Annotated in this window: 25 protein-coding genes; 14 read left to right on the top strand and 11 right to left on the bottom strand. The window is 64.6% G+C overall.

The window, feature by feature from the left end; genetic code table 11:
- Positions 1 to 13: 13 nt before the first annotated feature.
- The 5 genes from nusG (at position 14) to B4393_RS04915 (ending at position 4,718) form a co-directional block, all read left to right on the top strand.
- Positions 14 to 805 carry a transcription termination/antitermination protein NusG gene (gene nusG, locus B4393_RS04935; protein ID WP_078333176.1) on the top strand — a complete coding sequence of 264 codons (792 nt, stop codon included), beginning with the start codon at positions 14 to 16 and terminating at the stop codon, positions 803 to 805.
- 82 nt (positions 806 to 887) lie between these two features.
- Entirely contained in the window at positions 888 to 1,319 is a 432-nt protein-coding gene (gene rplK / locus B4393_RS04930) for a 50S ribosomal protein L11 (RefSeq protein ID WP_070938456.1), read from the top strand.
- Positions 1,320 to 1,404: 85 nt separating this feature from the next.
- Positions 1,405 to 2,112 carry a 50S ribosomal protein L1 gene (gene rplA, locus B4393_RS04925; RefSeq protein WP_070938457.1) on the top strand — a complete coding sequence of 236 codons (708 nt, stop codon included), beginning with the start codon at positions 1,405 to 1,407 and terminating at the stop codon, positions 2,110 to 2,112.
- Between the two features lie 207 nt (positions 2,113 to 2,319).
- Positions 2,320 to 2,970 carry a response regulator transcription factor gene (locus B4393_RS04920; RefSeq protein ID WP_070938458.1) on the top strand — a complete coding sequence of 217 codons (651 nt, stop codon included), beginning with the start codon at positions 2,320 to 2,322 and terminating at the stop codon, positions 2,968 to 2,970.
- A 44-nt stretch (positions 2,971 to 3,014) separates the two neighbouring features.
- On the top strand, positions 3,015 to 4,718 hold the full coding sequence (locus B4393_RS04915) for a GAF domain-containing sensor histidine kinase (RefSeq protein WP_078333175.1): 1,704 nt from the start codon (positions 3,015 to 3,017) through the stop codon (positions 4,716 to 4,718).
- Between the two features lie 11 nt (positions 4,719 to 4,729).
- On the opposite strand, the gene B4393_RS04910 is transcribed toward B4393_RS04915, so the two are convergent.
- Entirely contained in the window at positions 4,730 to 5,725 is a 996-nt protein-coding gene (locus B4393_RS04910; RefSeq protein WP_078333174.1) for a LysR family transcriptional regulator, read from the bottom strand.
- 460 nt (positions 5,726 to 6,185) lie between these two features.
- Between B4393_RS04910 and B4393_RS04905 the strand changes: the two genes are divergently transcribed.
- A complete protein-coding gene (locus tag B4393_RS04905) occupies positions 6,186 to 7,178 on the top strand; it encodes an alpha/beta fold hydrolase (RefSeq protein ID WP_078333173.1) in 993 nt (330 codons plus the stop codon).
- A 7-nt stretch (positions 7,179 to 7,185) separates the two neighbouring features.
- Here B4393_RS04905 and B4393_RS04900 read toward each other — a convergent pair whose 3' ends face one another.
- The 3 genes from B4393_RS04900 to B4393_RS04890 form a co-directional block, all read right to left on the bottom strand.
- Positions 7,186 to 8,421, bottom strand: coding sequence for an RNA polymerase sigma factor (locus tag B4393_RS04900; RefSeq protein WP_078333172.1), 1,236 nt, complete (start codon positions 8,419 to 8,421; stop codon positions 7,186 to 7,188).
- A gap of 6 nt (positions 8,422 to 8,427) precedes the next feature.
- On the bottom strand, positions 8,428 to 9,126 hold the full coding sequence (locus B4393_RS04895; protein WP_078333171.1) for a YciI family protein: 699 nt from the start codon (positions 9,124 to 9,126) through the stop codon (positions 8,428 to 8,430).
- A 97-nt stretch (positions 9,127 to 9,223) separates the two neighbouring features.
- Positions 9,224 to 9,886 (bottom strand): TetR/AcrR family transcriptional regulator, encoded by a 663-nt coding sequence (locus B4393_RS04890; protein ID WP_078333170.1) that lies wholly within the window; start codon positions 9,884 to 9,886, stop codon positions 9,224 to 9,226.
- 198 nt (positions 9,887 to 10,084) lie between these two features.
- On the opposite strand from B4393_RS04890, the gene B4393_RS04885 reads away from it, so the two are divergent.
- Positions 10,085 to 11,029, top strand: a complete 945-nt coding sequence (locus B4393_RS04885; RefSeq protein WP_078333169.1) for a class I SAM-dependent methyltransferase — start codon at positions 10,085 to 10,087, stop codon at positions 11,027 to 11,029.
- Here the strand turns inward: B4393_RS04885 and B4393_RS04880 are convergent.
- Together B4393_RS04880 and B4393_RS04875 are read right to left on the bottom strand one after the other, a co-directional pair.
- Complete coding sequence (locus B4393_RS04880; RefSeq protein WP_078333168.1) at positions 11,026 to 11,904, bottom strand: diacylglycerol kinase; 879 nt, start codon at positions 11,902 to 11,904, stop codon at positions 11,026 to 11,028. The two genes, B4393_RS04885 and B4393_RS04880, sit on opposite strands and share 4 nt — an antisense overlap.
- Positions 11,905 to 11,906: 2 nt before the next feature.
- Positions 11,907 to 13,499, bottom strand: coding sequence for an FAD-binding oxidoreductase (locus tag B4393_RS04875; protein ID WP_078333167.1), 1,593 nt, complete (start codon positions 13,497 to 13,499; stop codon positions 11,907 to 11,909).
- Between the two features lie 64 nt (positions 13,500 to 13,563).
- Here B4393_RS04875 and B4393_RS04870 point away from each other — a divergent pair, with 64 nt between their 5' ends.
- Positions 13,564 to 14,142, top strand: coding sequence for a TetR/AcrR family transcriptional regulator (locus tag B4393_RS04870; RefSeq protein WP_078333166.1), 579 nt, complete (start codon positions 13,564 to 13,566; stop codon positions 14,140 to 14,142).
- Between the two features lie 21 nt (positions 14,143 to 14,163).
- On the top strand, positions 14,164 to 15,609 hold the full coding sequence (locus B4393_RS04865; protein WP_078333165.1) for a glycerol-3-phosphate dehydrogenase/oxidase: 1,446 nt from the start codon (positions 14,164 to 14,166) through the stop codon (positions 15,607 to 15,609).
- On the opposite strand, the gene B4393_RS04860 is transcribed toward B4393_RS04865, so the two are convergent.
- From B4393_RS04860 to B4393_RS04845, 4 genes are all read right to left on the bottom strand, one after another.
- Positions 15,588 to 16,448 carry a cyclopropane mycolic acid synthase family methyltransferase gene (locus B4393_RS04860; RefSeq protein WP_078333164.1) on the bottom strand — a complete coding sequence of 287 codons (861 nt, stop codon included), beginning with the start codon at positions 16,446 to 16,448 and terminating at the stop codon, positions 15,588 to 15,590. The genes B4393_RS04865 and B4393_RS04860 overlap by 22 nt on opposite strands.
- A 181-nt stretch (positions 16,449 to 16,629) precedes the next feature.
- On the bottom strand, positions 16,630 to 17,574 hold the full coding sequence (locus B4393_RS04855; RefSeq protein ID WP_078333163.1) for an alpha/beta fold hydrolase: 945 nt from the start codon (positions 17,572 to 17,574) through the stop codon (positions 16,630 to 16,632).
- Position 17,575: 1 nt separating this feature from the next.
- Positions 17,576 to 18,880 (bottom strand): ABC1 kinase family protein, encoded by a 1,305-nt coding sequence (locus B4393_RS04850; RefSeq protein ID WP_078333340.1) that lies wholly within the window; start codon positions 18,878 to 18,880, stop codon positions 17,576 to 17,578.
- Positions 18,881 to 18,987: 107 nt separating this feature from the next.
- Positions 18,988 to 19,947, bottom strand: a complete 960-nt coding sequence (locus B4393_RS04845) for an alpha/beta fold hydrolase (RefSeq protein WP_078333339.1) — start codon at positions 19,945 to 19,947, stop codon at positions 18,988 to 18,990.
- A 305-nt stretch (positions 19,948 to 20,252) separates the two neighbouring features.
- On the opposite strand from B4393_RS04845, the gene rplJ reads away from it, so the two are divergent.
- Together rplJ and rplL are read left to right on the top strand one after the other, a co-directional pair.
- Complete coding sequence (gene rplJ, locus B4393_RS04835; RefSeq protein ID WP_070938472.1) at positions 20,253 to 20,783, top strand: 50S ribosomal protein L10; 531 nt, start codon at positions 20,253 to 20,255, stop codon at positions 20,781 to 20,783.
- Positions 20,784 to 20,834: 51 nt separating this feature from the next.
- Positions 20,835 to 21,221: a 50S ribosomal protein L7/L12 gene (gene rplL / locus B4393_RS04830; RefSeq protein WP_070938473.1), complete on the top strand. Its 387-nt coding sequence runs from the start codon at positions 20,835 to 20,837 to the stop codon at positions 21,219 to 21,221.
- 149 nt (positions 21,222 to 21,370) lie between these two features.
- Here rplL and B4393_RS04825 read toward each other — a convergent pair whose 3' ends face one another.
- Positions 21,371 to 22,147 carry a TetR/AcrR family transcriptional regulator gene (locus B4393_RS04825; protein WP_078333162.1) on the bottom strand — a complete coding sequence of 259 codons (777 nt, stop codon included), beginning with the start codon at positions 22,145 to 22,147 and terminating at the stop codon, positions 21,371 to 21,373.
- A gap of 45 nt (positions 22,148 to 22,192) precedes the next feature.
- Between B4393_RS04825 and B4393_RS04820 the strand changes: the two genes are divergently transcribed.
- From B4393_RS04820 to B4393_RS04810, 3 genes are read left to right on the top strand one after another with little or no spacing between them, the layout of a single operon-like run.
- Positions 22,193 to 23,704, top strand: coding sequence for a carotenoid oxygenase family protein (locus B4393_RS04820; RefSeq protein WP_078333161.1), 1,512 nt, complete (start codon positions 22,193 to 22,195; stop codon positions 23,702 to 23,704).
- 36 nt (positions 23,705 to 23,740) lie between these two features.
- Complete coding sequence (locus B4393_RS04815) at positions 23,741 to 24,292, top strand: nitroreductase family deazaflavin-dependent oxidoreductase (protein WP_078333160.1); 552 nt, start codon at positions 23,741 to 23,743, stop codon at positions 24,290 to 24,292.
- A gap of 51 nt (positions 24,293 to 24,343) precedes the next feature.
- Positions 24,344 to 24,940, top strand: coding sequence for a DUF4126 domain-containing protein (locus B4393_RS04810; RefSeq protein ID WP_078333159.1), 597 nt, complete (start codon positions 24,344 to 24,346; stop codon positions 24,938 to 24,940).
- Positions 24,941 to 24,957: the final 17 nt, after the last annotated feature.

The raw sequence follows: 24,957 nt of genomic DNA, 5'->3' as shown, positions 1-24,957 counted from the left end.
GAGAGGACTAACGGTGACGACCTTCGACGGCGACGCTACGAGCGAGCCAGAGGACACCGCTGACACGGCTGCGTCGGTCGACGTGATCGACGAGGCCGAAATCAGCGCTGCGCCCGAGCCGACTGAGTCGTCTTCGGAAGAGTCGGGCGCCGAGGTGGAGGCTGACGAGGACGCCGACCCGGCCGTCACGTTGAAGGCGCAGCTGCGCCGCGAGCCGGGCGAGTGGTACGTCGTTCACTCGTACGCCGGATACGAAAACAAGGTCAAGGCCAACCTGCAGACCCGTGTGCAGAACCTGGATGTCGGCGACTACATCTTCCAGATCGAGGTGCCCACCGAAGAGGTCACCGAGATCAAGAATGGTCAGCGCAAGCAGGTCAACCGCAAGGTGCTGCCCGGCTACATCCTGGTCCGGATGGAACTGAACGACGAGTCGTGGGGTGCGGTTCGCAACACCCCCGGCGTCACCGGATTTGTCGGCGCGACCTCGCGCCCGTCGCCGCTGTCGCTCGACGATGTGGTGAAGTTCCTGCTCCCGCAGACCCCGGCCAAGAAGGCCACCAAGGGTGGTTCAGCCGAAACCTCCGGGACCGCGGCCGCCGAGACGGGTGGCCTGGAGCGTCCCGTCATCGAGGTCGACTTCGAGGTCGGCGAGTCGGTCACCGTCACCGATGGCCCGTTCGCGACGCTGCCCGCCAGCATCAGCGAGGTCAACGCCGAACAGCAGCGCCTCAAGGTGCTGGTGTCCATCTTCGGTCGTGAGACCCCGGTCGAGCTCAACTTCACTCAGGTGGAGAAGCTCTAACAAGACTTCGGACCGCGTCACGGTCCGCAGAACTCCGGTCGAATAACGGCCGGAACACGGAAGGAAAGTAAGGAAACACCCAATGGCCCCGAAGAAGAAAAAGGTCGTCGGGCTGATCAAGCTTCAGATCAAGGCCGGCGAAGCCAACCCTGCGCCGCCGGTAGGTCCCGCGCTCGGTCAGCATGGCGTCAACATCATGGAGTTCTGCAAGGCGTACAACGCCGCGACGGACTCGCAGCGCGGCAACGTCATCCCCGTGGAGATCAGTGTCTACGAGGACCGCAGCTTCACCTTCGCGCTCAAGACCCCTCCCGCCGCCAAGCTGCTGTTGAAGGCCGCCGGTGTGCCCAAGGGTTCCGGTGAGCCGCACAAGACCAAGGTCGCCAAGGTGAGCTGGGATCAGGTGCGCGAGATCGCCGAGACGAAGAAGGAAGACCTCAACGCCAACGACATCGACGCCGCCGCCAAGATCATTGCCGGCACCGCGCGCTCGATGGGCATCACCGTCGAATAGACACGGCAGCGAGTAATCCGCATAACCCAGTGGTAAGGCCCGCTTCGGCCTGTACGACCACGAACCAACAATTGATTGGATACCAATGAGCAAGAACAGCAAGGCATATCGCGAGGCCGCCGAAAAGGTGGACCGCGACAAACTGTACAGCCCTCTTGAGGCCACCAAGCTGGCCAAGGAGACCTCGTCCAAGAAGTACGACGCCACTGTTGAGGTCGCGATGCGCCTCGGCGTCGACCCCCGCAAGGCTGACCAGATGGTCCGCGGCACCGTGAACCTTCCGCACGGTACCGGTAAGACCGCTCGCGTCATCGTCTTCGCGGTGGGTGACAAGGCCGAAGCGGCTGCTGCCGCCGGCGCCGATGTTGTCGGTAGCGACGACCTGATCGAGAAGATCCAGGGCGGGTGGCTCGAGTTCGACGCCGCCATCGCCACCCCGGATCAGATGGCCAAGGTCGGTCGTATCGCTCGTGTCCTGGGCCCGCGCGGTCTGATGCCGAACCCCAAGACCGGCACCGTGACCCCCGACGTGGCCAAGGCCGTCACCGACATCAAGGGCGGCAAGATCAACTTCCGCGTCGACAAGCACTCCAACCTTCACCTGATCATCGGCAAGGCGTCCTTCGACGCCGAGAAGCTGACGGAGAACTACGGAGCGGTCCTCGACGAGATCCTGCGTGCCAAGCCGTCGTCGGCCAAGGGGCGCTACCTGAAGAAGGTCGTCGTCAGCACCACCACCGGCCCGGGCATCCAGGTCGACCCGGCCGTGACCCGGAACTTCCTGGAGGTCTAAGAGCCTTCGGAACGCTTACCGCACAAGCCCCCATTCCCTGGCGCCGAGCCGGAAATGGGGGCTTGCGCCGTTTAGGGACCAAAGACCGTAGCCGCCGAGGTTGGTTCCGTCTTACCGTGGAACCAGCGGGGTACGACGGGAAGGAATGCCATGTCGGTATGTTCTGCCGGTGCCACACTGGGGGCGGCGGGTGGAAGGAAAACGGACATGATCACAGTGTTCCTGGTCGACGACCACGAGGTAGTGCGCCGCGGCCTGGCTGACCTGCTCGAAGAGGAAGAGGATTTCTCGGTGATCGGGCAGGCGTCCTCGGTCGCCGAGGCGATGGCACGCATCCCGGCGCTACAACCCGATATCGCGGTGCTGGATATCCGGCTGCCCGACGGTAACGGGGTCGAGCTATGTCGTGAATTGCGGTCCAGACTGCCGAATCTCAACTGCCTGATGCTCACCTCGTTCACCGACGAACATGCCATGCTCGACGCGATCATGGCGGGTGCCGGCGGTTACGTCATCAAGGACATCAAGGGCATGGAGCTGATCTCCGCGGTCCGCACCGTCGGAGCGGGACGCTCGCTGCTGGATAACCGGGCCGCCGCCGCATTGATGAACAAGCTGCGCGCCGCGGCGGACAACCCGTCTCCGCTGGCCGGGCTCACCGCGCAGGAACGGACATTGCTGGAGCTGATCGGCGAGGGGCTGACCAACCGTCAGATCGCGGAGCGAATGTTCTTGGCGGAGAAGACGGTCAAGAACTATGTCTCGCGCTTGCTCACCAAGCTGGACCTTGAACGGCGTACCCAGGTCGCAGTCCTGGCGACCAAACTCGCGCGCGAGAACCAGGGGCAGCACGGCTGACGGGTTGGTATTCACCCGAGGGCAAGGTGTGCGAAAGTTCAATTGTGGTAGAGGACGTTGGTACGCAACCCAATCGGGTGACGGCCGAGCTTGCCCATTTGCAGTTGCGTGAACTCCTCGCTGAGGTGCAGGGCCGGATCGAGCAGATTGTCGACGGTACCCGCGGGCGGATGGATGCCCTGCTGGACGCCGTCATGGCCGTCAGCTCTGGGCTGGAACTGGATGCGACCCTGCGGGAAATCGTTTGTGCGGCATCTGAACTCGTCAGCGCCCGATACGGCGCACTCGGTGTGGTGGGCTCGGATGAGAAGCTGGCGGAGTTTGTCTACGAGGGTATCGACGAGGCCACCCGTGACATGATCGGCCCGCTGCCCACGGGCCACGGTGTGCTCGGTGTGGTGATCGACGAGGCCAAGCCGCTGCGGCTGCGGGACATCGCTGCGCACCCGGCCTCGGTCGGATTCCCTGCGAACCACCCGCCCATGCGGACCTTTTTGGGTGTGCCCGTACAGGTGCGCGGCGAGGTGTTCGGACGGCTGTATCTCACCGAGAAGCTCGGCGGGCAGGAGTTCACCGAGGACGACGAGGTGGTGGTGCGTGCGCTCGCGGGTGCCGCAGGTATCGCGATAGAGAATGCGCGTCTCTATCAGCATGCGCGCCGCCGTGAGCAATGGCAGCGGGCGACCGCCGATATCACCGCGGAACTACTGGGTGGCGTGGACCCGGGCAAGGCGCTGCACCTGGTGGCATCCAGTGCGGCGCTGCTCGCAGAGGCGGACTTCGCGTTCATCGCGCTGCCCGTCGGCGACGGGGAAGACACCGACGAGCTGGTGGTGGCGGTGTGCGAGGGTGACGGCGCGGATGTGCTGATCGACAAGGTGATTCCGGTTGACGGCTCGACCTCCGGAAGTACCTTTGTCGATCACGAGCCTCGGAATGTAAGCCGTCTCGCGGTGAACTTGGCCGAGGGGACGGGTCTGGCATTCGGGCCCGCTCTGGTCCTTCCGCTCGGGGGAGGGGAATCGACGGCCGGGGTACTCATCCTGCTGCGGACGGTCAGAGCGATCGCCTTCGACGAGGAGCAGCTCGATATGGCGGCCTCCTTCGCGGGGCAGGCGGCGCTGGCCTTGGAGCAGGCCGAGGTGCGTTTGGCCAAACATGAATTGGACGTGCTGGCAGATCGCGATCGCATCGCGCGTGATTTGCACGACCACGTCATTCAGCGGTTGTTCGCCGTCGGCCTGGCCATGCAGAGCACCCATCGTCGGTCAGTGGATCCGACCGTGGCGGCCCGGCTCGCCGACCATATCGACCAGCTGCATGAGGTGATCCAGGAGATCCGGACCGCGATCTTCGATTTGCACACCAACGACGAATCCTTGCGTGCCACACTGCGTTCCACCATCAATGAGCTCACGGCAGACACCGGGCTGCGGGTATCTGTGCGCATGAGCGGGCCGTTGGATGTGATACCCGCCGGCACCGCAGGCGATGCCGAGGCAGTGATGCGTGAGGCCGTGAGCAATGTGGTCAGGCATGCGCGCGCCAGAGAGTTGTCCGTGACCGTGTCGGTTGACGACGAGTTGGTGATCGAGGTGGTCGACGACGGCATCGGGATACCGGAAGTGGTGGCCCGCAGTGGATTGAGCGGGCTCGCGAACCGCGCTGCGGAGTCGGGCGGCACGTTCAGTGTGTCGGCGATGGACACCGGTGGTACCCGGCTGGTGTGGTCAGCTCCGCTGCCGTAGGCGCTAGGCCGTTAGGCGGAGTCGGTGCGCTGTGGGGTCGGAGGCCTGCGCAATAGGGCAACCGCCGAGTCGACGATGTCCCGGATCTCTTGATCGTCCTCGGCCAGACTGGCCTGCCATACCAAACAGGTAACCAGGGTCAGGTCCAGATCGTTGATGGGTATGCAGATGTCGTCGGCGAGGTTGTACATCCGGCCGCCACTGACCGGGGAGAGCGGCGCGATGGCGAACCCGTCACCCACACTGATGACATCGGCCGCGCCCACATAGTCGCCGGGGTCAACGTTTTCGCGCCGGGGTACCCCAGCCGATTCCAGCGCATGGTCCACCTGCCGGCGATACTCGGTATCGGTGTCTCGCCGGGCGGTCACATAGTTGAGGTTGGCAAGTTCGGACGTCGATATCGACGATCTGGTTCCGTACCGTGCCTTGGAAAGTACAGCGCCCAAAGGCTCTTCGTGCACTACTGTTCTGACCAACCCCACCGAATCGAACGGTGGGCGGGCCAACCCGAACGCGATGTCCCCCCGCTGGAGAGCGGAAATGATCTCGGCGCTGCCCCGTGGCCACTTCCTCAACGTGAAGCTGCCTGCGTGTACCTTCTCAAGATCCGCCAACGCCGCACGCAGATCCGGGTGCAGCCAGGGCGGCACACCGTAGGCAATGGGCCGGGTGGATGTTGCGGGTTCCGGAGACACAATGGACGGCAACTCGTCGAATTGGGCGAGTATGCGGCGGGCCGCGGGAAGTAGTCGCGCGCCCTCCGCGGTGAGTGTGACTCGACGGGTATCGCGGACAAACAGTTTGACGTCCAACAGCCGTTCCATGTCGCGGATCCGTCGGCTCAAAGGTGGGGCGGAGACATGCAGATCCCGTGCGGCTTGTGTGAAATTTAGCGTTGTTGCCACAGCGACAAAGCACCGAAGGTCGTATACATCAAGACTCTGTAGACCCACGGACTGATCATATCGGGTTGAGGCGGAGCGATTATCTTTCCGGTCCGTCATTATTTTCCCGTGGGCAATAGATAATTTCGAAATTGGCAATACTGGCGCGAAGAGGGCGGATCGCGGACCATGCTAACTTGCTGTTGTCGGGCCTGATGGACGGAACCCTAGGGCCTTCATGAGCGGGAATGCCTCCAAACTGATGATCTTCGAAGATTTGCCAACGTCTTCGTGCATTTTGTTGGCAGTGTCACCACATCCGAATCGGAAATCGGCCGTGCCGGTGCCGGTCTTTTCGGGTGCGCATTCCTTTCGCATGGCTGAAAATAGGGACCGGCGTTTCGCCGTATTTTGAACCATGTGCAATTCTCCGACAGCACGGAGCCTCGGCCATGGGTGTCGATCGGTTTTCGCATATCGTCGAGCGGGCTCGGGCCTTCGAGGAGGCTGAAGACACCGTGCTTTACGCGATCTACGCGCGCAAGTACGCCGAAGAAATAGCCTGAGAGAAGGGATCGTCATGAGCGAGAATCTGACTGCGGTCGACACGAACGCTGTTGGTGGGCCTACATTTTCTACGTTCACTTCCGACGTAGACCAGATGGTGATCTGGTACCGCACATGGCAGCCACCGTGCGGGATCGGCCTGCGGGCCGCCGTGCAGATCACGCATGGCATTGCCGAATACAGTGCTCGGTACGACCGGCTGGCCCGATTCCTCGCGGCGCGCGGGTGCGTGGTCTACGCCCTGGATCTGCGCGGGCACGGACAGACCGCCGGCCCGGCGGGGCTGGGGCAGCTCGGAGTTACGGCCTGGGACGACATGACCGCGGATATCAAGCAGCTCGCGGATATCGCGCGTGCGCAGAATCCCGGTCTGCCGTTGATTGCCTTCGGACACAGCATGGGTTCGGCATTGACGCAGTCCCACATCGAGAATCACGGCGACCTGCTGGCGGGGGCGGTGCTGTGCGGCACGCTGGGTGCGGTGCCGGGTCTCACGGAAGAGGCCTATCGCCAGGCCATAGCCCAGCTGGAGGCAGTGGCCGCTGGGCCGCAGGCGATGGCGCCGAGTGAATTCTTCGGCGCGCTCCTGGCGCGGTTCAACGCACCGTTTGTGCCCGACGGTGTCACGCCCACCGGCTCGGAGTGGCAGACCTGCGATGCCGAAGAGATACGCACGTTCCAGTCAGACCCCTTGTGTGGCAAGCCGTTTTCCAATGCCATGACATGTTCGGTGATCAAGGGATTTCACTCCCTGTGGGAGCCGGGGAACGAGTCGCGGATCCCCTCGGAGCTGCCGATTCTCATTGTCGCCGGATCGGAGGATCCGGTGGGCGGTCGCACCGAGACGATCCAGGGCCTCATCACCCGATACATGGCAGAAGGTCATCGTCGCCTCGAATACCGCTTCTATGCCGGCGGGCGTCACGAAATTCTCAACGAACCCGAGAAGGACTGGGTCCACCGCGATATCGGTCACTGGCTGGCGGGGGTTGTTGGTTCCTGGTAGTTCCCGGCTAGCGGAGGCTGGTCTCACATTCGGCGATGCGACGCCGCAGGAACTCCCGTCCAGGGTCGGAGCCGTTGGCGGACAGTGCCGTTCGATACCAGTCGATTGCCTCGGCATTGCGTCCCGCGCGCCGGAGCAGATCGGCGCGCACAGTGGCCACCAGATTGGATCTCGTCAGGCGCGGATCATGGGCGACCTTCTCCAGAGCGGCCAGCCCCTTCTCCGGGGTGTCGCGCAGTCCGATGGCCAGCGCCCGATTCACCAGCACCACCGGCGAATCCGTCATGGTCACCAGCCGGTCATAGGCCAGGCAGATGGCATGCCAATCGGTTTCCTCCCACGATGGTGCGGTGGCGTGCAGGGCGGCGATGACCGCCTGGGGCAGATACGGCCCGGCGGAGCCCGCCGCCTGCCGCAGCTGGCCCAGCCCACGGGAAATACGATCGCGATCCCACCGAGTACGGTCCTGTTCCTCCAGCGGAACCAGTGCGCCGTCGCCGCCCATCCGTTCCAGGCGTCTCGAATCATGAAGCAACACAAGTGCGGCCAGCGCGTTGGCTTCCCGCTCCTGAGGCAGGAGCTTGCACAGTTCTCCGGCCAACCGCACGCCTTCGTCGCATAACTCGTCGCGGATGGCTGACGGTCCGCCCGTGGACCAGTAGCCCTCGGTGAAGACCGAGTAGATACAGCTGAGCACGTGGGGCGTACGTTCGGGCAGTAGCTCGGCGGGCGGCACCCGTAGGGGGATGTTGGCCGTGCGAATTTTGTTCTTGGCGCGAGTGATTCGTTGACCTATTGCCGCCTCACTGTGCAGCAGCGCCCGGGCGATCTCCGCAACGGTCAGGCCAGACACCAACCGCAATGTCAGGGCGAGTTGTGACGTGCGCTCCAGGGCGGGATGGGCACAGGTGAACATCATCCGCAGCTCGTCGTCGCGCACGGGATGGGGATCGGAGACGTCGGTCCGGGCGGTGATGTCAGCGATGTGAGGGACCATAGCCGCCAGTTCCTTTCCCGGACGCAGTGTTTCGCGCCGCAGGCGATCACGTGCCCGGTTCCGTGCGGCCGTCAACAACCAACCGCCCGGGTTCGCGGGTATGCCGTCGCGCGGCCAGGTCCGCAGGGCATCGGTACACGCCTCCTGGACAGCGTCTTCGGCGACGGTGAGGTCGCCCGACCAACGCGCGATGGCCGCGACGGTTGGCCCCCATTCCCGTCGAAAGACGCCGCCCAGGTCGATCATGCGTCGCTAGAGGCCCGACACACCGGTCAGCTGACGCAGCTCCACGGTGGACGCGGGCAGTTGCGCGGCGAGTTCGATGGCCTGGTCGCGATCATCGGTGGTCAACACGTAGAAACCGTTCGCGATCTCGGCCGCCTCGATGTAGGGGCCGTCCGTGAGCAACACCTCGCCGTCACGCACCCGTACGGTGGTCGCCGTCGACGGGGGATGCAACGGCCCGGCGAGCTTGATGTGGTCACCGGCCTGGGCGCGGAACACTCCGTGCTTGTCCGCCACCGCCTCCCACTCGGGGGTGCCCGGCAGCAAGGCCTCGTCGCGAGGTTCTATGAGCAGCGCGAGCCAGTTGGTGGCACCTTGCCCGTCGAACTCTGGTGAGCAATGGACGAGCGGCCACACCTCGACCGCGCCGTGCTTGGCCTCCGGTATGTCTCGGGCCAACGTCAACGCGTCGTCCAGGTGCTCGGCCTCCAACACGTAGTAGCCGCCGGCCACCTCGGCGCCCTCGGCGAACGGCCCGTCGGTGACGACGCGGGCATCGGGTGCTCCGCTGATTCGGACACCCTCGGCGACGGGGAACAACGCGTCACCGGCGTGGATTGCCGATGCCGCCTTGGCGTGAAAGTTTTGGTATTCAACCATCTCTTGGGCGCCCTCTTCGGGTGTCCGGGCCCGCTCGGGACCGATCAGCAGCGCAAGGTAGTACATGGTGGAGCCCTCCGTCTGAGTCAGTGAGCGGAACTCTGCGATCCACTCTCTACCTGTCTGACGAACGCCGCACCACCGATCAGACATCTGCCGCCGACTATGTGAAGACCTGTTGTGGCGGCGGTGGCGTTTGGAGCAGCGCCGGGAGAACAAAGGTGCGGACATAGCGTCGCACCTGATCGGGATCGTCGCAGCCCGGTATGGAGCCGGAGAGCAGGCTCATCACCACCGACAGCACATAGCGCGAGGCATCGTGTGCGCTGAGCCCTTCGCGCAGCGGAGCGAGTCCGCTGCTGAACATCGACTCGTACAACGAGGTGAGCATCTGGTTCAGCCCCGGTGAGCCGAATATCAGGGTCGCGGCGGTGCTGTGGCTGCCGTCCGGGTCCACCAGCGCGCGGAGCAAGGGGTCCTGTGTGGTCTCTGTCGCGACGATCACCATGGATTCGACGACCATCTCGGACCAGTCGCCCAGCGCCATCAGCCGGGGAGCGGTCTCTGTGATATTCGTTGTCGCCCTGCGTACGACCAGGGCGTCGAGTACCTCGTCCCGATTGTCGAAGTAGCGATACACGACGCCGCGGCTGTATCCCGCCTCCCGGGCGACGGCACCCATGCTGAGCGCGGTGACGCCCACCCGGGCCAGCACCCGCTCGGTGGCGTCGAGCAGGTTCGACCGTACTTCCGCGGATGTCTTGCCGTCCTTGATGGGCCGCCCGCGGCCACGCCCCGGCCCGGCGGCGCTGGTGTGGTCCGTCAATGTATGTCTCAATCCCTGGAATTGCTGGACAAATATATCGCGCTGTTCTATAAATAGTGCCAGCTTGTCGTCTGTGACTCTTCCGGGCGCGTCTTGCTGGTCTGCAGTGGTGGGTTGCGCGGTTCGAGGGGTCCGCGCCGACACCTACGGTGCACGCCTATCACCGCGCACTATCCAGGCTGGCGTACAAAGGAACTCATGGCGCGAAGTGACGGAGACAGCTGGGAAATCACCGAAAGTGTGGGCACCACCGCGTTGGGAGTGGCCAGTGCCCGAGACGCGGAAACCCGCAGCGCGAATCCGTTGATCAGTGACCCGTACGCCGGTCATTTCCTCACGGCCGCAGGCGAGGGCGTCTGGAGTATGTATCGCTTCGATGGGGAGCCGCCTGCCGCCCTGCTGGAGGCCGAGCCCCGATTGGTCGAGCGCATTGCCGCGATGCGGTCCTACGTCGCGTGTCGCACCAAGTTCTTTGACGATTTCTTCCGCGAGGCGGGTGAGGCCGGGATTGGCCAGGCGGTGATTCTGGCTGCCGGGCTCGATGCCCGCGCCTGGCGGCTCGACTGGCCCGCCGATGCGGTGTTGTTCGAGCTGGATCTCCCCAAGGTTCTCGCCTTCAAGGCTGACACCCTGGACGCGCAGGGCGCCGCACCGCGTGTCCGTCACGTCCCGGTGGCGGCTGATCTGCGCGACGATTGGCCCGCCGCGTTGGAGGCCAACGGGTTTGATTCCGGCCGGCCGGCGGCCTGGATTGCCGAGGGCCTATTGCCGTATCTGCCGCCCGCGGCACAGGATCTGCTTTTCGAGCGGGTGGACGCGCTGAGCGTACCGGGCAGCCGCATCGCCGTGGAGAACTTCGGCGAAGATTTCTTCAACCCGGAAACCCTTGCGCGGCAACGCGAACGCGGGCAGGCGTTTCGGCGTGCCGCCGAACATCTCCAGGGGCAAGACATTCCCGATGTCGCCGACCTGTGGTACCTGGAGGAACGCACCGACGCCGGCGAGTTCCTCGCTGAACGCGGATGGCAGGTGACCAGCGAGACAACACCCGCGTTGCTGGAGCGTCACGGTCGCAGCATCCCCGCCGATCTGCCCGACGCGACGCCGCATTCGGCGTTCCTGTTCGCGCAGAAGATCGGCTAGGCGAAGACGCTCAGGGCGCCGGGAACCACTTCGATATCGACCGGCAGCGGCGCGACGGGATCGCCGTCGGCATAGGCGGTGATGTCGGCGGCGGACAGCCGGACCCGCCGCGACCTGAAGGTGCTCACCTCGGGCAGGTCGACATGGGTGCCCTTGTAGACGGTGGGGGACAAGCGCAACAGTCGCAACCGCCCACCGGCCGCGACCACCGTCACGTCCAGCAGCCCGTCGTCCAGAAGGGCGTCCGGACAGATGCGCATTCCACCGCCGTATGAGGTTCCGTTCCCGACCGCGACGAGGGTGACATCGGTCTCGATCACCTGATCGTCCAGCTCGATGCGAAACGGTAGGGGCTTCAGCTTCGCGGCCTCCAGGGCCATGGCGATGTCATAGCGGCGACGGCCACGCGGCCAGCGCATCCGGTTGGCTCGGTCATTGACCAAGGAGTCGAATCCGGAGGCCACGACTGTGGCAAACCACGTTGTGTTCCCGTCATATTGGATGCGGCCGGCGTCGATGTCCCGGATGTTGCCGGTGGCGATCACCTCAGCCGCGGCGACAGGGTCGCCCAGTGGGATGTCCAGCATGCGGGCGCAGTCATTCCCGGTGCCGATGGGGATCACACCGAGTGCTATCGGGGTGGACGCGACAGCTTGAAGCGCGATGCTCACCAGACCGTCGCCACCGGCCGCGACGATTCCGCGGGCACCCGTGCGCGCGGCTTCCTGCGCGAGCGCGTGTGATTCCGACGCCGACGAGGCGGCGTGATGAGTCACCGTCAGGCCACGTGCGCGCAGATGCGTGATGGCCGCTTCGGCCGCCTGTGCCGCGGCGTGGCCCGCGGTGGGGTTCGTCAGAACGGTCAGGTGCGTCACGGTTACGCCTGCGTGGGAATCAGCTTGCCGGGGTTGAGGATTCCCTGCGGGTCGACGGTCCGCTTGACCGCCTGCAGGATCTCCACGCCGAGCTCACCGATCTCATCGGCGAGCCACGGTTGATGGTCGCGCCCGACGGCGTGATGGTGTGTGATCGTGCCGCCCGCCGCGACGATGGCGTCGCCTGCGGCCTTCTTGGCCTTGCCCCACTGGGTCAGCGGATCTTCGGCGGCCGCGCAGACCACGGTGAAGTACAGCGATGCTCCGGTGCGGTAGGTGTGCGAGATGTGGCACAAGACCAGCGGCGGAGTGCCCTGGGCGCCAAGTGCTTCGGTGAGTGCCGTGGTGACGGCGGTGCGCAGATTGGTGAGGTTATGCCACGACGTCGCGGTCTCCAACGTCTCCACCACCGCGCCGGCGTCGATGAGCGCATCGCGCAGATATGGTGCGTCGAAACGGCCGTGGTCCCAGGCCTTGCCCGGCTCGTCGCCGAGCGCGGTGCCGCCTGCCGCGGCGAGGACGGCGGACACTTCGGCCGACTTGGCCACCACATGCCCGTGCGTGCCCTCGACGGTGGTGATGGCCAGCACCCCGGCCGCGGGGTTCTTTCCGCCAATATCCTTGGCCAGGGCCAGGTTTAGCCCGCTTTCGGCCTCATCGGACAGGCGCAGCACGGTGGGCGCCGCGTCGGACTGGACGAGGGTGCGCAGCGCCTGTGCGCCGACTTCGAAGGAGGGGAAGGACCAGCCCTGGTACCAGGTGTCCTCGGGGAGCCGGTGCACACGCACCGTGACCTCGGTGATGATGCCGAGTGCCCCCTCGGATCCCAGGAAGAGCTGGCGCAGGTCCGGCCCGGCGGCCGAAGCGGGTGCCCTACCCAGGTTGAGGTCGCCGCGCGGGGTGGCGATCCGGAGGGCGTCCACCATCGCGTCGAAGCGGCCGTAACCGCTGGAGGCCTGCCCGGACGAGCGGGTGGCGGCGAATCCGCCGATGCTCGCGAAACGGAAGCTCTGCGGGAAGTGCCCGAGTGAAAATCCCTTGGCGCCAAGGAGTTCCTCGGCTTCGGGGCCAGTCGTTCCCGGCAGCAGCACGGCGGTTCCCGATACCTCATCGAGGGAGACCAGACCCGACATCCGTCGCAGATCGATGGCGACGACGGCGGTGAACCCACCGCGTTCGGGGTCCAGCCCGCCCACCACGCTGGTGCCGCCGCCGAATGGTACGACCGCGATGTCCTGCTTGCCGCAGAGAGCCAGAAGCGCGGCCACCTCGCCGTGTGACGCTGGATAGACGATGGCGTCGGGGGCGTCCTGTACGCCGGTGGAGCGGCGGCGCAACAGGTCGGGAGTGCTCTTGCCGCCCGAATGACGCAGCCGGGCACCGTGATCGGTGCTTACATGCTCAGCGCCGAGTAGGTCGCCCAAGGCTGCCAGTTGTTCTGCGGTGAGCGCGCTGGGGGAGAGGGTGACCGCCGATTCGTCGCGGCTGACGGGATCCCGTTTGGGTATGCCCAGTGCCGACGCCAAGAGCGTCTTCACCTGAGGCGAGAGAGTCTGTCGTTTTTCGGCCACGCCCCAGGCGTCCCACTCCATCATGCGTTACAGTATTACATACGATGGCAAGTTGTAACGCAGAATTCTTGGGCGAGGGTGAGGTGACATGACGGTCCAGACGACGGATGTCGCCGACCCCGTGACCGAACGCATCCTCGATGCCGCGTTGTCCTGCGTCACCGAGTTCGGGGTGCGTCGTACCACGCTGGTCGAGGTCGCCAAGCGCGCCGGGGTGAGCCGCCCGTCGGTGTATCGGCGCTGGCCAGATGTGCGCTCCCTCGTTGCCGAGCTGCTCACGCGGGAGATGGGCTCGATCCTGCCCGCGATCGGACAGGGGTGCGCGCGCGATCGGCTGGTCCAGTCGGTGACGGGCCTGGTGACGCAGGTGCGCGAGCATTCGATATTCGCGGCGATCCTGCGATCCGATCCCGAACTGCTGCTGACCTACATCGTGCAGCGGTTGGGCACCAGTCAGCGTGCACTCATCGGCTGGACGGCGGTGCTCATCGCCGAGGGGCAGGCCGACGGATCGATTCGTGCCGGCTCCCCGGAACAGCTGGCGGCGATGGTGCTGCTCATCGGTCAATCCGTGCTGCAGTCGGCGCGCATCGTCGCCGACATCCTCTCGCCAGACGAGCTGGTGAACGAGTTGGCCACCGCCATCGACGGATATCTCAAGGCTTGATCCGCCCCTCTAGGAGAATTCATGACAAACCAGCTCAACAGCACCCGGCGCAGTGCCGACCTCGCCGCCCTTGACGGCGGTGCCCCGGTTGACGTGCTGGTCATCGGTGGCGGTATCACCGGTGTCGGGGTGGCACTTGACGCGGCGAGCCGCGGCCTGCGCGTTACATTGGTCGAGAAGCACGACTTAGCCTTTGGGACAAGCCGATTCAGCTCGAAACTGGTGCACGGCGGATTGCGCTATCTGGCCTCGGGGCAGGTGGGCATCGCGCGGGAGAGCGCGATCGAGCGCCACATTTTGATGACTCGTACTGCCCCACATCTGATTCACCCGCTCGCCCAGGTGGTGCCACTGCACCCGGCGGTGAGCATGTTCGGTCGGACCTTGATACGGGTGGGATTCGTCGCCGGCGACGGGCTGCGCATGCTCGCGCATACCTCGGCCGATGTGCTGCCGCGTTCGCGCGCCATCGATGCAGGCGAAGTGATTCGTCGCGCTCCGACGGTGCGGCGCAACGGACTTCGCGGTGGACTCATGGCCTTTGACGGCCAGCTCATCGACGATGCGCGGTTGGTGGTGTCGATCGCGCGCACGGCGGCCGGTTTGGGCGCTCGGATCCTCACTCGGGTGTCGGCCGAACAGGTCACCGGTGATGGTGCGGTGCTGCGTGACGAGTTGACCGGCAATGCCGTTGCGGTCCAGGCAGGTCTCGTCATCAACGCCGCCGGGGTGTGGGCGGGCCAGGTCGATGGTGACATCAAGCTGCGCCCGAGTCGCGGGACCCACTTGGTGTTTCGGGCAGCGAGTTTCGGCGGCCTGACCGCGGCCCTCACGGTGCCGGTGCCCGGCACCATCAACCGATTCGTCTTCGCATTGCCTGCCATCCACGATCGGGTGTACCTGGGGCTCACCGACGAACCGGCACCCGGCCCGGTGCCTGATGTGGCCGAACCCTCTGCGGCAGAGGAGAAATTCCTCATCGATACGGTCAACACGGTGCTGCAGACGTCACTGTCCGAAGCGGATGTGGCGGGGCGTTTCGCGGGCCTGCGGCCGCTGCTCGACGGTGATGATTCCGCGACCGCGGACCTGTCCCGAAAACACGCGGTGCGGGTGTCGGCGTCTGGGGTGGTCAGTGTGGTGGGCGGCAAGCTGACCACCTATCGCATGATGGCCGAGGACGCGCTGGATGCGGGGCTGGAACGGCGTCCGCTGGCCGCCTCGGAGTGCGTGACACAGAACCTGGCGGTCGTGGACGACTGGCCGGGTGCCGGGGGTACTGCGCTGGTTGACGGCCTCGACATCACCCGCGAACAGGTCGAATTCGCGCTCACCCATGAGGGTGCGCTCGACGCCGACGACATTCTGGATCGGCGTACCCGGATCGGACTGGTGCCCGTCGACAAGGGCCTGGTGGCCGGTGCGGTGCAGGGCTTGGTCGACGACTACTTCTCGCAGGTGAATTGAACGACGTCGATCCAGCCTTCCCGGAACGCGTCGGCACATCCCGTCAGGTATCTGATGTACCTGTCGTACACCTCTTGGGACTGAAGCGCGATCGCTTCTTCTTTGTGCGCGACCAGGTTCTCGGCCCAGCAGTCCAAGGTGCGTGCATAGTGGGGTTGCAGGAGCTGGTGACGGGTAATGCGGAAGTTCGCCCGCGCCGCATGCTCGTCCACCATCGGCACGGAAGGTAAACGGCCGCCGGGGAATATCTCGGTGAGCATGAAATGCATGAATCGGACCCGCGACATCAGGAGCGGAATGCCCATTCGCTTCAATTCCTCGGGGTGATAGCTGACAATGCTGTGCAGCAACATCTTTCCGTCGTCGGGCAGTGCCCGGTGCGCCATCGCGAAGAAGCTGTCGTACCGTTCGTGGCCGAAATGCTCGAAGGCGCCGATGCTGACAATTCGGTCGACGGTGCCCTCGAATTCCTCCCACCCGGCCAACCGGACCTCGTAGTCGCGCGAACTTTCCGCGGAACGCAGGAGTGTGTTGACGTATGCGCACTGATTCTTGCTGAGCGTCAGGCCGATGACATTCACGTCATAGCGCTCAAGCGCACGCTTCATGGTGGCGCCCCAGCCGCACCCCACATCCAGCAGCGTCATTCCCGGCTCCAGGTTCAACTTCCCGAGTGCAAGATCGATCTTGGCCTGTTGGGCCTGTTCGAGCGTCAGCGTTTCGGGTTCGAAGTACGCACAGCTGTACGTCCTGCTGGGGTCGAGAAATAGTGCGAAGAAGTCATCGGACAGGTCGTAGTGGGCCTGTACGTCGGAAAACTTCGGGATCAATTTGGACATGCGGCGGCCTCTCACAAGAGATGGCGCGGTGCCCCGAACGGCGCGCGTGCGGTAGATCGGATCTGGTAGTGGCTGTGTGTCCCGTGCCGAGGCTAGAGCACGATCACAGCAGCGACAAGGGTTGCGCGCAGAATTAACGACCAGTTTCGGGCTTGTGAAAGTCGTTCCCTAGGGGAGCTAATTAGCGACCCGCCGCCTCGGACTCCGACTCGTCCTCTGCGGGCTCCGATCGAGCGAAGGTCTCGGTGAGCTTGGTGATGATTCGGCTCCACAGCGGCTCGGGCAGGTCGTGACCCATGCCGTCGATGAGCGCCAGGCGCGCTCCCGGGATTGCCCGGGCGATGGCGCGCGCGCCCGAAGGGCGCATCAACTTGTCGGCCCTACCGTGCAAAACCAGTGCGGGGGCTGTGATTCGGTTGTCGAACGGCACCAGGCTGCCGGTCCCCATGATCGCGGCGAATTGCCGGGAGAATCCCTTGGGGTAATAGCTGCGGTCGTAGTACTCGGCGGCATGCAGATACGACTTCGATTCTGACTGGCGGAATTTCGGGCTACCGATGGTCCGGCCGACCTGCACGCTGTTGGCGATCACCTGCTCGCGGGTGGCGCCCGCGGGTGGAGGCTTCAGCAGTGCCATCAGCTGGCGCGGTCCGGGCGGGGGCAGGAACGGCTGATTATTGCTCGACATGATGATGGTGACCGTTGCGGTCCGCTCGGGATGCTCGGCGGCGAATACCTGCGCGATCATGCCGCCCATCGAGGCGCCCACGATGTGTGCCTGCTCGATGCCGAGGTGATCGAGCAATCCCGCGGCGTCGCCGGCCATGTCCACCAACGTGTAGGCGGTGCCGGTGATCTTCACTCCGGCAAGGAATTTCGCCATGCTCGGAAGCAGCGAGCCCCCGCCGGCGCGCACCCCGTCCAATTTGGTCGACAGACCGCAGTCCCGGTTGTCGAATCGGATGACGCGGTAGCCCTGGTCGGCGAGCTGTTGGCAGAACTCGGGGCGCCAGAACACCATCTGCGCGCCGATGCCCATAATGAGCAGCATGGCGGGGTCGGCCGGATTGCCGAATTCCTCGTAGCACAACTCGATATCGCCAATCGTGGCGGTGCTGGCCGTCATCTCAGATATCTCCCTCACGGTTGTGCTCACGGCTGATGTCGACGATGAAATTGCCGAAGTAGCCCTTGAGTTCCGGGTCCTCCATCATCTGCCAGCGCGGTGCCAGCAGTTTCATGTAGCGCTCGACGTACAGGAATTGCTTGCCGATGAGCACCAGCTCACGCGGCAGCTTGACGTCATACTGCTCGGCGAGCGCGGACAGCTGCTTACCGATATCCGAATAAGACATGTCTCCAAGAGATTTCGTCGTCAGGGGGGTGGCGAACGCCTGGATATCCCGGGTGCTCTTGTCGGCGTCCCCGGGGTTGCCGACGGCACCCATCAGCACCACGATCTTGCCCGCGGCGCGATGATCCTTCTTGACCAGCAGCGCATGGATCAATTCACGTAACAGCCACCGAGTTCGCGGATCGATGAACCCGACGATGCCGAAGTCCAGAAACACGATGCGGCCTTCGTCGTCCACCAAGAGATTGCCCGCATGCAGGTCACCGTGGAACAAGCCCTGGCGCAGACCGGATTCGAACACCGAGAACAGCAGCGACTTCACCAACTCGGTGCCGTCAAATCCGGCCTTGCGAATGGCCGCTGCGTCGTCGATGCGGATGCCGTGCACGCGCTCCATGGTGAGCACCTTGGATGTCGTGTAATGCCAATGCACATCCGGCACCCGAATGTTCTTGCCGAGCGATGAGGTGTGCAGATGTTCCACCCAGGTCTGCATGGCCTGACCCTCGGCGAGAAAGTCGAGCTCTTCGGAGAGGTTCCCGGAGAAATCGTCCACCACATCGCGGGCGGACAGCATGCGGCCCACCTTGCCGAGTTCCAGTAGGGCCGCGCCACGCTTCATGATCTGCAGGTCGGCGGCGACCCGGCGCCGGATTCCGGGACGCTGGATCTTGACCACCACGTCCTCGCCGGAATGCAGTGTGGCGTAATGCACCTGGGCTATCGAGGCGGACGCGAACGGTTCGGTGTCGAAGGAGGCGAACAGCTTCTCCGGTTCGGACCCCAGCTCGGCGATGATGAGTTCGCGGACCTCGGTGGGATCGGCGGGGGGGACGCGGTCCAGCAGCCCGCGGAACTCGCGTGACAGCGGCTCGCCGAAGGCGCCCGGACTGGACGCGATGATCTGGCCGAGCTTGACGTACGTGGGACCCAGATCGGAGAAGGTCTGGGGGAGCTCGGCGATGAACTTCTGCTCGAGGCTGCCCTTCTTGCCGAGCTTGCCCAGCACGCGTCCGGCGGTGCGGGCGACCTGCCAGCCGGTGGTGCCCAGCCGCGCGGCCTCGGACAGAAGTGCCACGCGCCCGAGCGGTGCAACCTGACGTCCGCGGCCCTCACTCACGCTCCGGCCGGACCGATCTTGCGCAGTCATGAAATGCAAGTGTGCCGCATCATGCCCGTGCGCCCCTATTCAGTCCTGTACGCAGTCCCCCGCGAGTGGGAGGTGCCACAGCCAAAAGTTGCCAACAACTCGCTGGTGACGGGCTCCCACACAGGTTCGGGCAGATCGTGTCCCATCCCGTCGATGAGGGCGAAACGGGCGTTGCGGATGTTTTTGGCCACCACCCGGCCGTTCTGATACGGCACCAGGGGGTCGTTGCGGCCATGGATGACGACGGTCGGTGCGGTGATGGCGCGGGTGAAGCGCAGCAGGCTGCCGGTGCCCAGAATGGCGTCGAATTGGCGCACGGTGCCGATCTTGTAGTCGCTGCGGGCCCTGTGCTCGAGGATGCGCCGCCGCAACTCCTCCCGGGAGGGCAGGTTATCTGGCCCGTTGTAGACGATGCCGGTGTTCACCTCGAACTCGAGCCATTCCTCGGCGGTGGCGTTCTTGCCGGGGGTGTTCATCGCGGTCTTGATCAACTGCCAGGACGGCAGCCGTGAGAACGGGCGACCGGTCGCCGAGTAGATGATTCCCACCGAGTTGACGCGTTCGGGGTAGGTGCCGGCGAAGACCTGCACGATCATGCCGCCCATCGAGGCGCCCGCGATATGCACTGTGTTCAGGCCAAGGTGGTCGATGAGGGTGCGGACATCCTCGGCCATATCGACGAGCGTGTACGGGACCTCGCTGCCCATGCCGAACGCATAGCGGATCACCCGGCGCTGCACCGATCCCGGCGCCTTGTGTCCGTCCAGCTTCGTGGACAGCCCGCAATCGCGGTTGTCGAACCGAATCACCCGATAGCCGTGGTCCAGTAGCCGCCGGCAGAACCCATCGGGCCACATGGGCAGCTGGGCAGCCACTCCCATCACCAGGATGATGGCGGGATCCTGGGGGTCGCCCAGGTCTTCGTAGAAGAGCTCGACATCGCCATTGCGGGCAATGCCCGATCGCGTCGGGACTTCAGAGGACAACGGCACCATTCCTGGATACCACGGGAGTTTCGGGCCGTTTTGGATGATCGCCCTCATCTGCGGTAATCTGATCCAGCTCCACCGAAGACCGTCGGTCACCTCTCGCGAGGTTGAAGGTTCAGGACTTGTCCTGACGGCCCACGCAGGAGGACGAGGTAAGACTCGCGGATCAAAAGTCCGTGGATTTTCACGCCCCGACCTGTCTGCGTCGGGGCGTTCGTCATTTCAATTGAGTTTGAAATGCGGAAAGCCTTCTCGATTTCAGACCGTCTTGTCCTAGGTGCAGCGACCGAAACGAGATGAGGAGGCAATACATGGCCAAGACTGACAAGGTCTCCGCCGTTGCCGAGATCACCGAGCAGTTCAAGGATTCAACTGCCACGGTGATCACCGAGTACCGCGGCTTGTCGGTGTCCGCCCTGGGCACCCTGCGCCGCACCCTCGGTACCTCCGCCACCTATTCCGTCGCCAAGAACACGCTGGTCAAGCGTGCGGCTGCGGAAGCCGGTGTGGAGGGTCTGGACGAACTGTTCAGCGGCCCGACGGCAATTGCGTTCATCAAGGGTGAGCCCGTGGACGCTGCGAAGGCCATCAAGACCTTCGCGAAAGATAACAAGGCTCTGATCATCAAGGGCGGCTACATGGATGGCCGTGCTTTGTCAGTTGCCGAGGTTGAGCGCATCGCCGATCTGGAATCGCGCGAGGTGCTGCTGGCCAAGCTGGCTGGCGCGATGAAGGGCAACCTGGCCAAGGCCGCCGGGCTGTTCAACGCCCCGGCGTCTCAGGTTGCACGCCTGGCCGCCGCCCTGCAGGAGAAGAAGGCCGCCGAGGAATCGGCTGCCTGACGCGCCTGTATCAACCCAAACCTGTTGTAAATCAAGGAAGGAACCAACATTATGGCAAAGCTGAGCACCGAGGAACTGATCGATGCTTTCAAGGAGCTGACGCTGCTTGAGCTGTCCGAGTTCGTCAAGACCTTCGAAGAGGTCTTCGAGGTCACCGCTGCCGCTCCGGTTGCCGTCGCCGCCGCCGGTGGCGCTGCCCCGGCCGCCGAGGCTGCCGAAGAGCAGAGCGAGTTCGACGTCATCCTGGAGAGCGCCGGCGACAAGAAGATCGGCGTTATCAAGGTTGTGCGCGAGATCGTCTCCGGCCTGGGCCTGAAGGAAGCCAAGGACCTGGTCGACAGCGCCCCGAAGCCGCTGCTGGAGAAGGTCGCCAAGGAAGCCGCCGACGATGCCAAGGGCAAGCTCGAGGCCGCTGGCGCGACGGTCACCGTCAAGTAGTTCGCAGCACCTTTCACGGTCCGGCCCCGGACGTCCTTCTGAATCTAGAAGGACGTTCCGGGGCCGGATTCGTTTTCGAGTGTGCGGATTCGGTCGAGAATCCGCGGAACGTCGACACAATCCGCACACTCGGCGAGGTGTCCGACCGCCTACGAGGTCTTCTGCGCGCCTTGGATCGACGTTGCGAGCCGAGCTGCGGCGGCAGCCCCCGAACTGTTCACCCGTTCGGGGGTATCGCCAAGGGCGATAAGGAGATCAGTGGTCATGGAGCCCAGCACGGGGCCCACCGCGGCGCCGTCTTCACCCCAGAAACCGGCCAGCTCCAGCATGACGAACCCGTGCATGATGGTCCAGAACTTGGCGGCGGTGGCCGCGACCTTCGCGGCGTCGTCGGGGGAGCCGTCGATGCGCCCCGCCGCCATCGCGCGTTGCACACAACGGAACAGGTAGGCGGCGCTCGGGTGCTCCGGCGTCACGTGCGAGGTGTTGAACATGTTCCTGCGGGGCGCGTCGACGCCGTGCGCGCTGGTGACACCGAACATCAGCCGATACATGTGCGGACTGTCGATGGCGAACTGGCGGTAGGCCATTCCGGTCAGCATGAGATCGGCGATCACATCGTCGGACTGTTCGACGATGGCTTGCGCCTCGGCGAACTGCCGCAGCCCCTCCTCGGCTACCTCCGCGATCAGCTCGCGCATGCCGCCGAAGTAGGTGTAGACCGCCATGGTGGAGGTGCCCGCCGCGGCGGCGATCTTACGGGTCTGCAGTGCGTCGGGGCCCTGCTCGTTCAGCAGTTGCACCGCGGCGGAAACAAGGTCGACCCGGGGATTGCGGGCGACGGCCCCGTCGGTCTCCGGACGATTTCGCGGCACAGATGAACTCATGGTCTTGCCATGTTCGCACAACGGGAGTAGGTTCACCATAACGTCGTAATAACAGCGTTATGCCAGCCAGCCCCGGAGGACGCGATGACAACCACGGCCCAACCAACCGCCAGCACGAGCCCCTACCTGACCGGGATCTGGGAGCCGGTCCAGGAAGAGATGGACAGTGTGCACCTGGAGGTGACCGGAACCGTGCCCGATCACCTCGACGGCAGGTATCTGCGTAATGGCCCCAACCCGGCTGCCGAGGTCGACCCGGCCACGTATCACCTCTTCAGCGGGGATGCGATGGTGCATGGACTCTCGCTGCGTGATGGCAAGGCGCAGTGGTATCGCAACCGTTGGGTCCGCACGCCGTCGGTCAGCAAGACGCTCGGAGAGGCACGTCCGTCCGCGATCAGCATGAGCGCCGGCATGGGAGTCATCGGGCCGAACACCAATGTGCTTGGCCACGCCGGGCGCACGCTCGCACTGGTCGAGGGGGGTATCGCGAACTACGAGCTCACCGAAGACCTCGACACCATCGGCACCTGCGATTTTGACGGCACCCTGCCGGGTGGATACACCGCACACCCGCACACCGATCCGGATACCGGCGAAATGCACGCCGTCTCATACTCTTTCGCGCGCGGAAGCACGGTCCAATACTCCGTTATCGGCACCAACGGCCGTGCGCGGCGGACCGTCGACATCCAGGTGCACGGCGCACCGATGATGCACGACTTCACCCTCACCGAGAAGTATGTCGTTTTCTACGATCTGCCGGTCACGCTGGACATGTCGATGATCAGCCAGTCGGTGCCCGTGCCGCGATTGCTGCGTAAGCCGGCCCAGATCGTGATGAACTCACTTATCGGCAAGGTCAAGATTCCCGGTCCCATCGCGGCCAAGGCCAGCCAGTACTCCGGCAATTCCCCGTCCATCCCGTATTCGTGGAACACCAAGTACCCGGCCCGGATTGGCGTCATGCCGCGCGATGGCGATGATCCCTCCCGCCGAGCCCCCGTGCGCTGGTTCGAGATCGACCCGTGTTACGTCTTCCACCCGCTCAACGGGTACTCCGAAATGCGCAATGGCTCGGAGGTCATCGTGATCGATCTGGTGCGGTATGACTCGATGTTTTCCCAGGATGTGCTGGGGCCCAGTGACGCCAGGGGGCAGCTCGATCGCTGGACGATCGATCTGGCCAAGGGCACGGTACACATGGAACGTAAGGACGATCGGCATCTCGAGTTCCCACGGATCAACGAGACTTTGACGGGCAAGAAGCACCGCTACGGTTACCTGCCGGATGTGGAGAACTTCTTCGGCACCGGGGAGGCGGCAGGGGCCAGCATCGTCAAGTACGACTACGAGACCGGTTCCAGTGTCTCGAGCCGTCTGGATCCCGCAATCGTGCTGGGGGAGATGTCCTTCGTGCCGAATCCGACGGCGGCCGGTGAGGACGACGGGGTGTTGATCGGGTTCGCCGTTGACCGTCGGTCCGATGAGGGGCAGCTGCTACTTCTTGATGCGGGCAGCCTGGATCTGATGGCCACAGTGCATCTGCCGCAGCGAGTTCCGGCAGGGTTCCACGGCAACTGGGACCCCCGCTGAGACCATGGCCGATGTCTTCGCGGGAGCGGCTCGGTCATGAACGGCCCGCTGCCGGAGTCGTTGTGCTACACGGACGGGCGATACGTCTTCGAACGCATGCCCGGGTTGGACACGACAGCAGCACCGCTGTCTGAGCGCCGTCGTTTCGCCAGCGCCTTGCACGCGATACATCGGCCGTGGTTCGCGATTCGAGTGCCCCGCGGCGTCGGTGTACTGACCACCATCGGCAGAAGAACGGGTAGCCCGCGCGTCACCTACGTCAAGGCGGTGCGCGACGGGGGCAGGGTGTACCTGGTCGCGATCACGGGCCGGCACACCTTGTGGGTCAAGAACATTCAGGCGAACCCGCGGGCGCGGTTGCGGCTCACTGATGGAACATACGAGGGGGTGGCCCGGCCGATCGCGCCGGGCGACCCGGCATATGGGCCGGCCCACGAGCAGTTCTGCGGCGCCGTACACCCCTTCGATTACCTCGAAAACCTGTTTCACCGCAAGGGGTTGCCCTCGCGGCGCAAAATCATCGAACTGCATCGCGCCTGGTTTGAGGGCGGGACAGCCTTCGTGGTGCAACTCGACACTCGAACATGAGGCTGTCGGCAAATCGTCGCTGAAACTCGCTGACCGCGTCACACTCGTGGCATGGAGATCACGTCGGCCATCAGCGCCGTCCTCGGAGCGTTCGGGCTTTCGGGTGCCGCCGGACTGAACGCCTGGCTGCCCCTGCTCGCGGTGGGCGCGGCCGACCGTCTCGGGTGGATCGAGCTCGGCCCGTCGTATGGCTGGCTGTCCTCCACCCCAGCGCTCATTGTCCTCGCGGTGATTTTTGTGCTCGATCTCATCGGCGACAAAATTCCTGCCGTGGACTCCGTCTTGCACGCGGTCGGCACACTCATCGCGCCCGCGTCGGGAGCCATTCTGTTCACCGCGGAGACGAGCCTCTCGTCGAATCTGCCGCCGGCCGTAGCCGCGATCCTCGGCGCCATCACCGCGGGGGGTGTGCACGCCAGCCGGACCGTCGCGCGCCCCTTCGTGACCGGAACCACTGCCGGCGTGGGCAATCCGGTGGTCTCAACTGCCGAGGACGGCACCTCGCTGGTGCTGACGATTCTCGCGCTGGCGGTGCCGGTTGTGGCGTTCGTCCTGGTGCTGGTGCTTTTGGCCGTTCTCGGATGGCTGACGTACCGGGCGATTCGATGGGCCAGGGGTCGGCGAAAAACTGACGTCGGCGGTCCATAGGTTGCTCCCGCGATACC

The organism is Mycobacteroides franklinii (assembly GCF_002013895.1).
GTDB lineage: Bacteria > Actinomycetota > Actinomycetes > Mycobacteriales > Mycobacteriaceae > Mycobacterium > Mycobacterium franklinii.
This window is presented reverse-complemented; position numbering and strand designations above follow the sequence as displayed.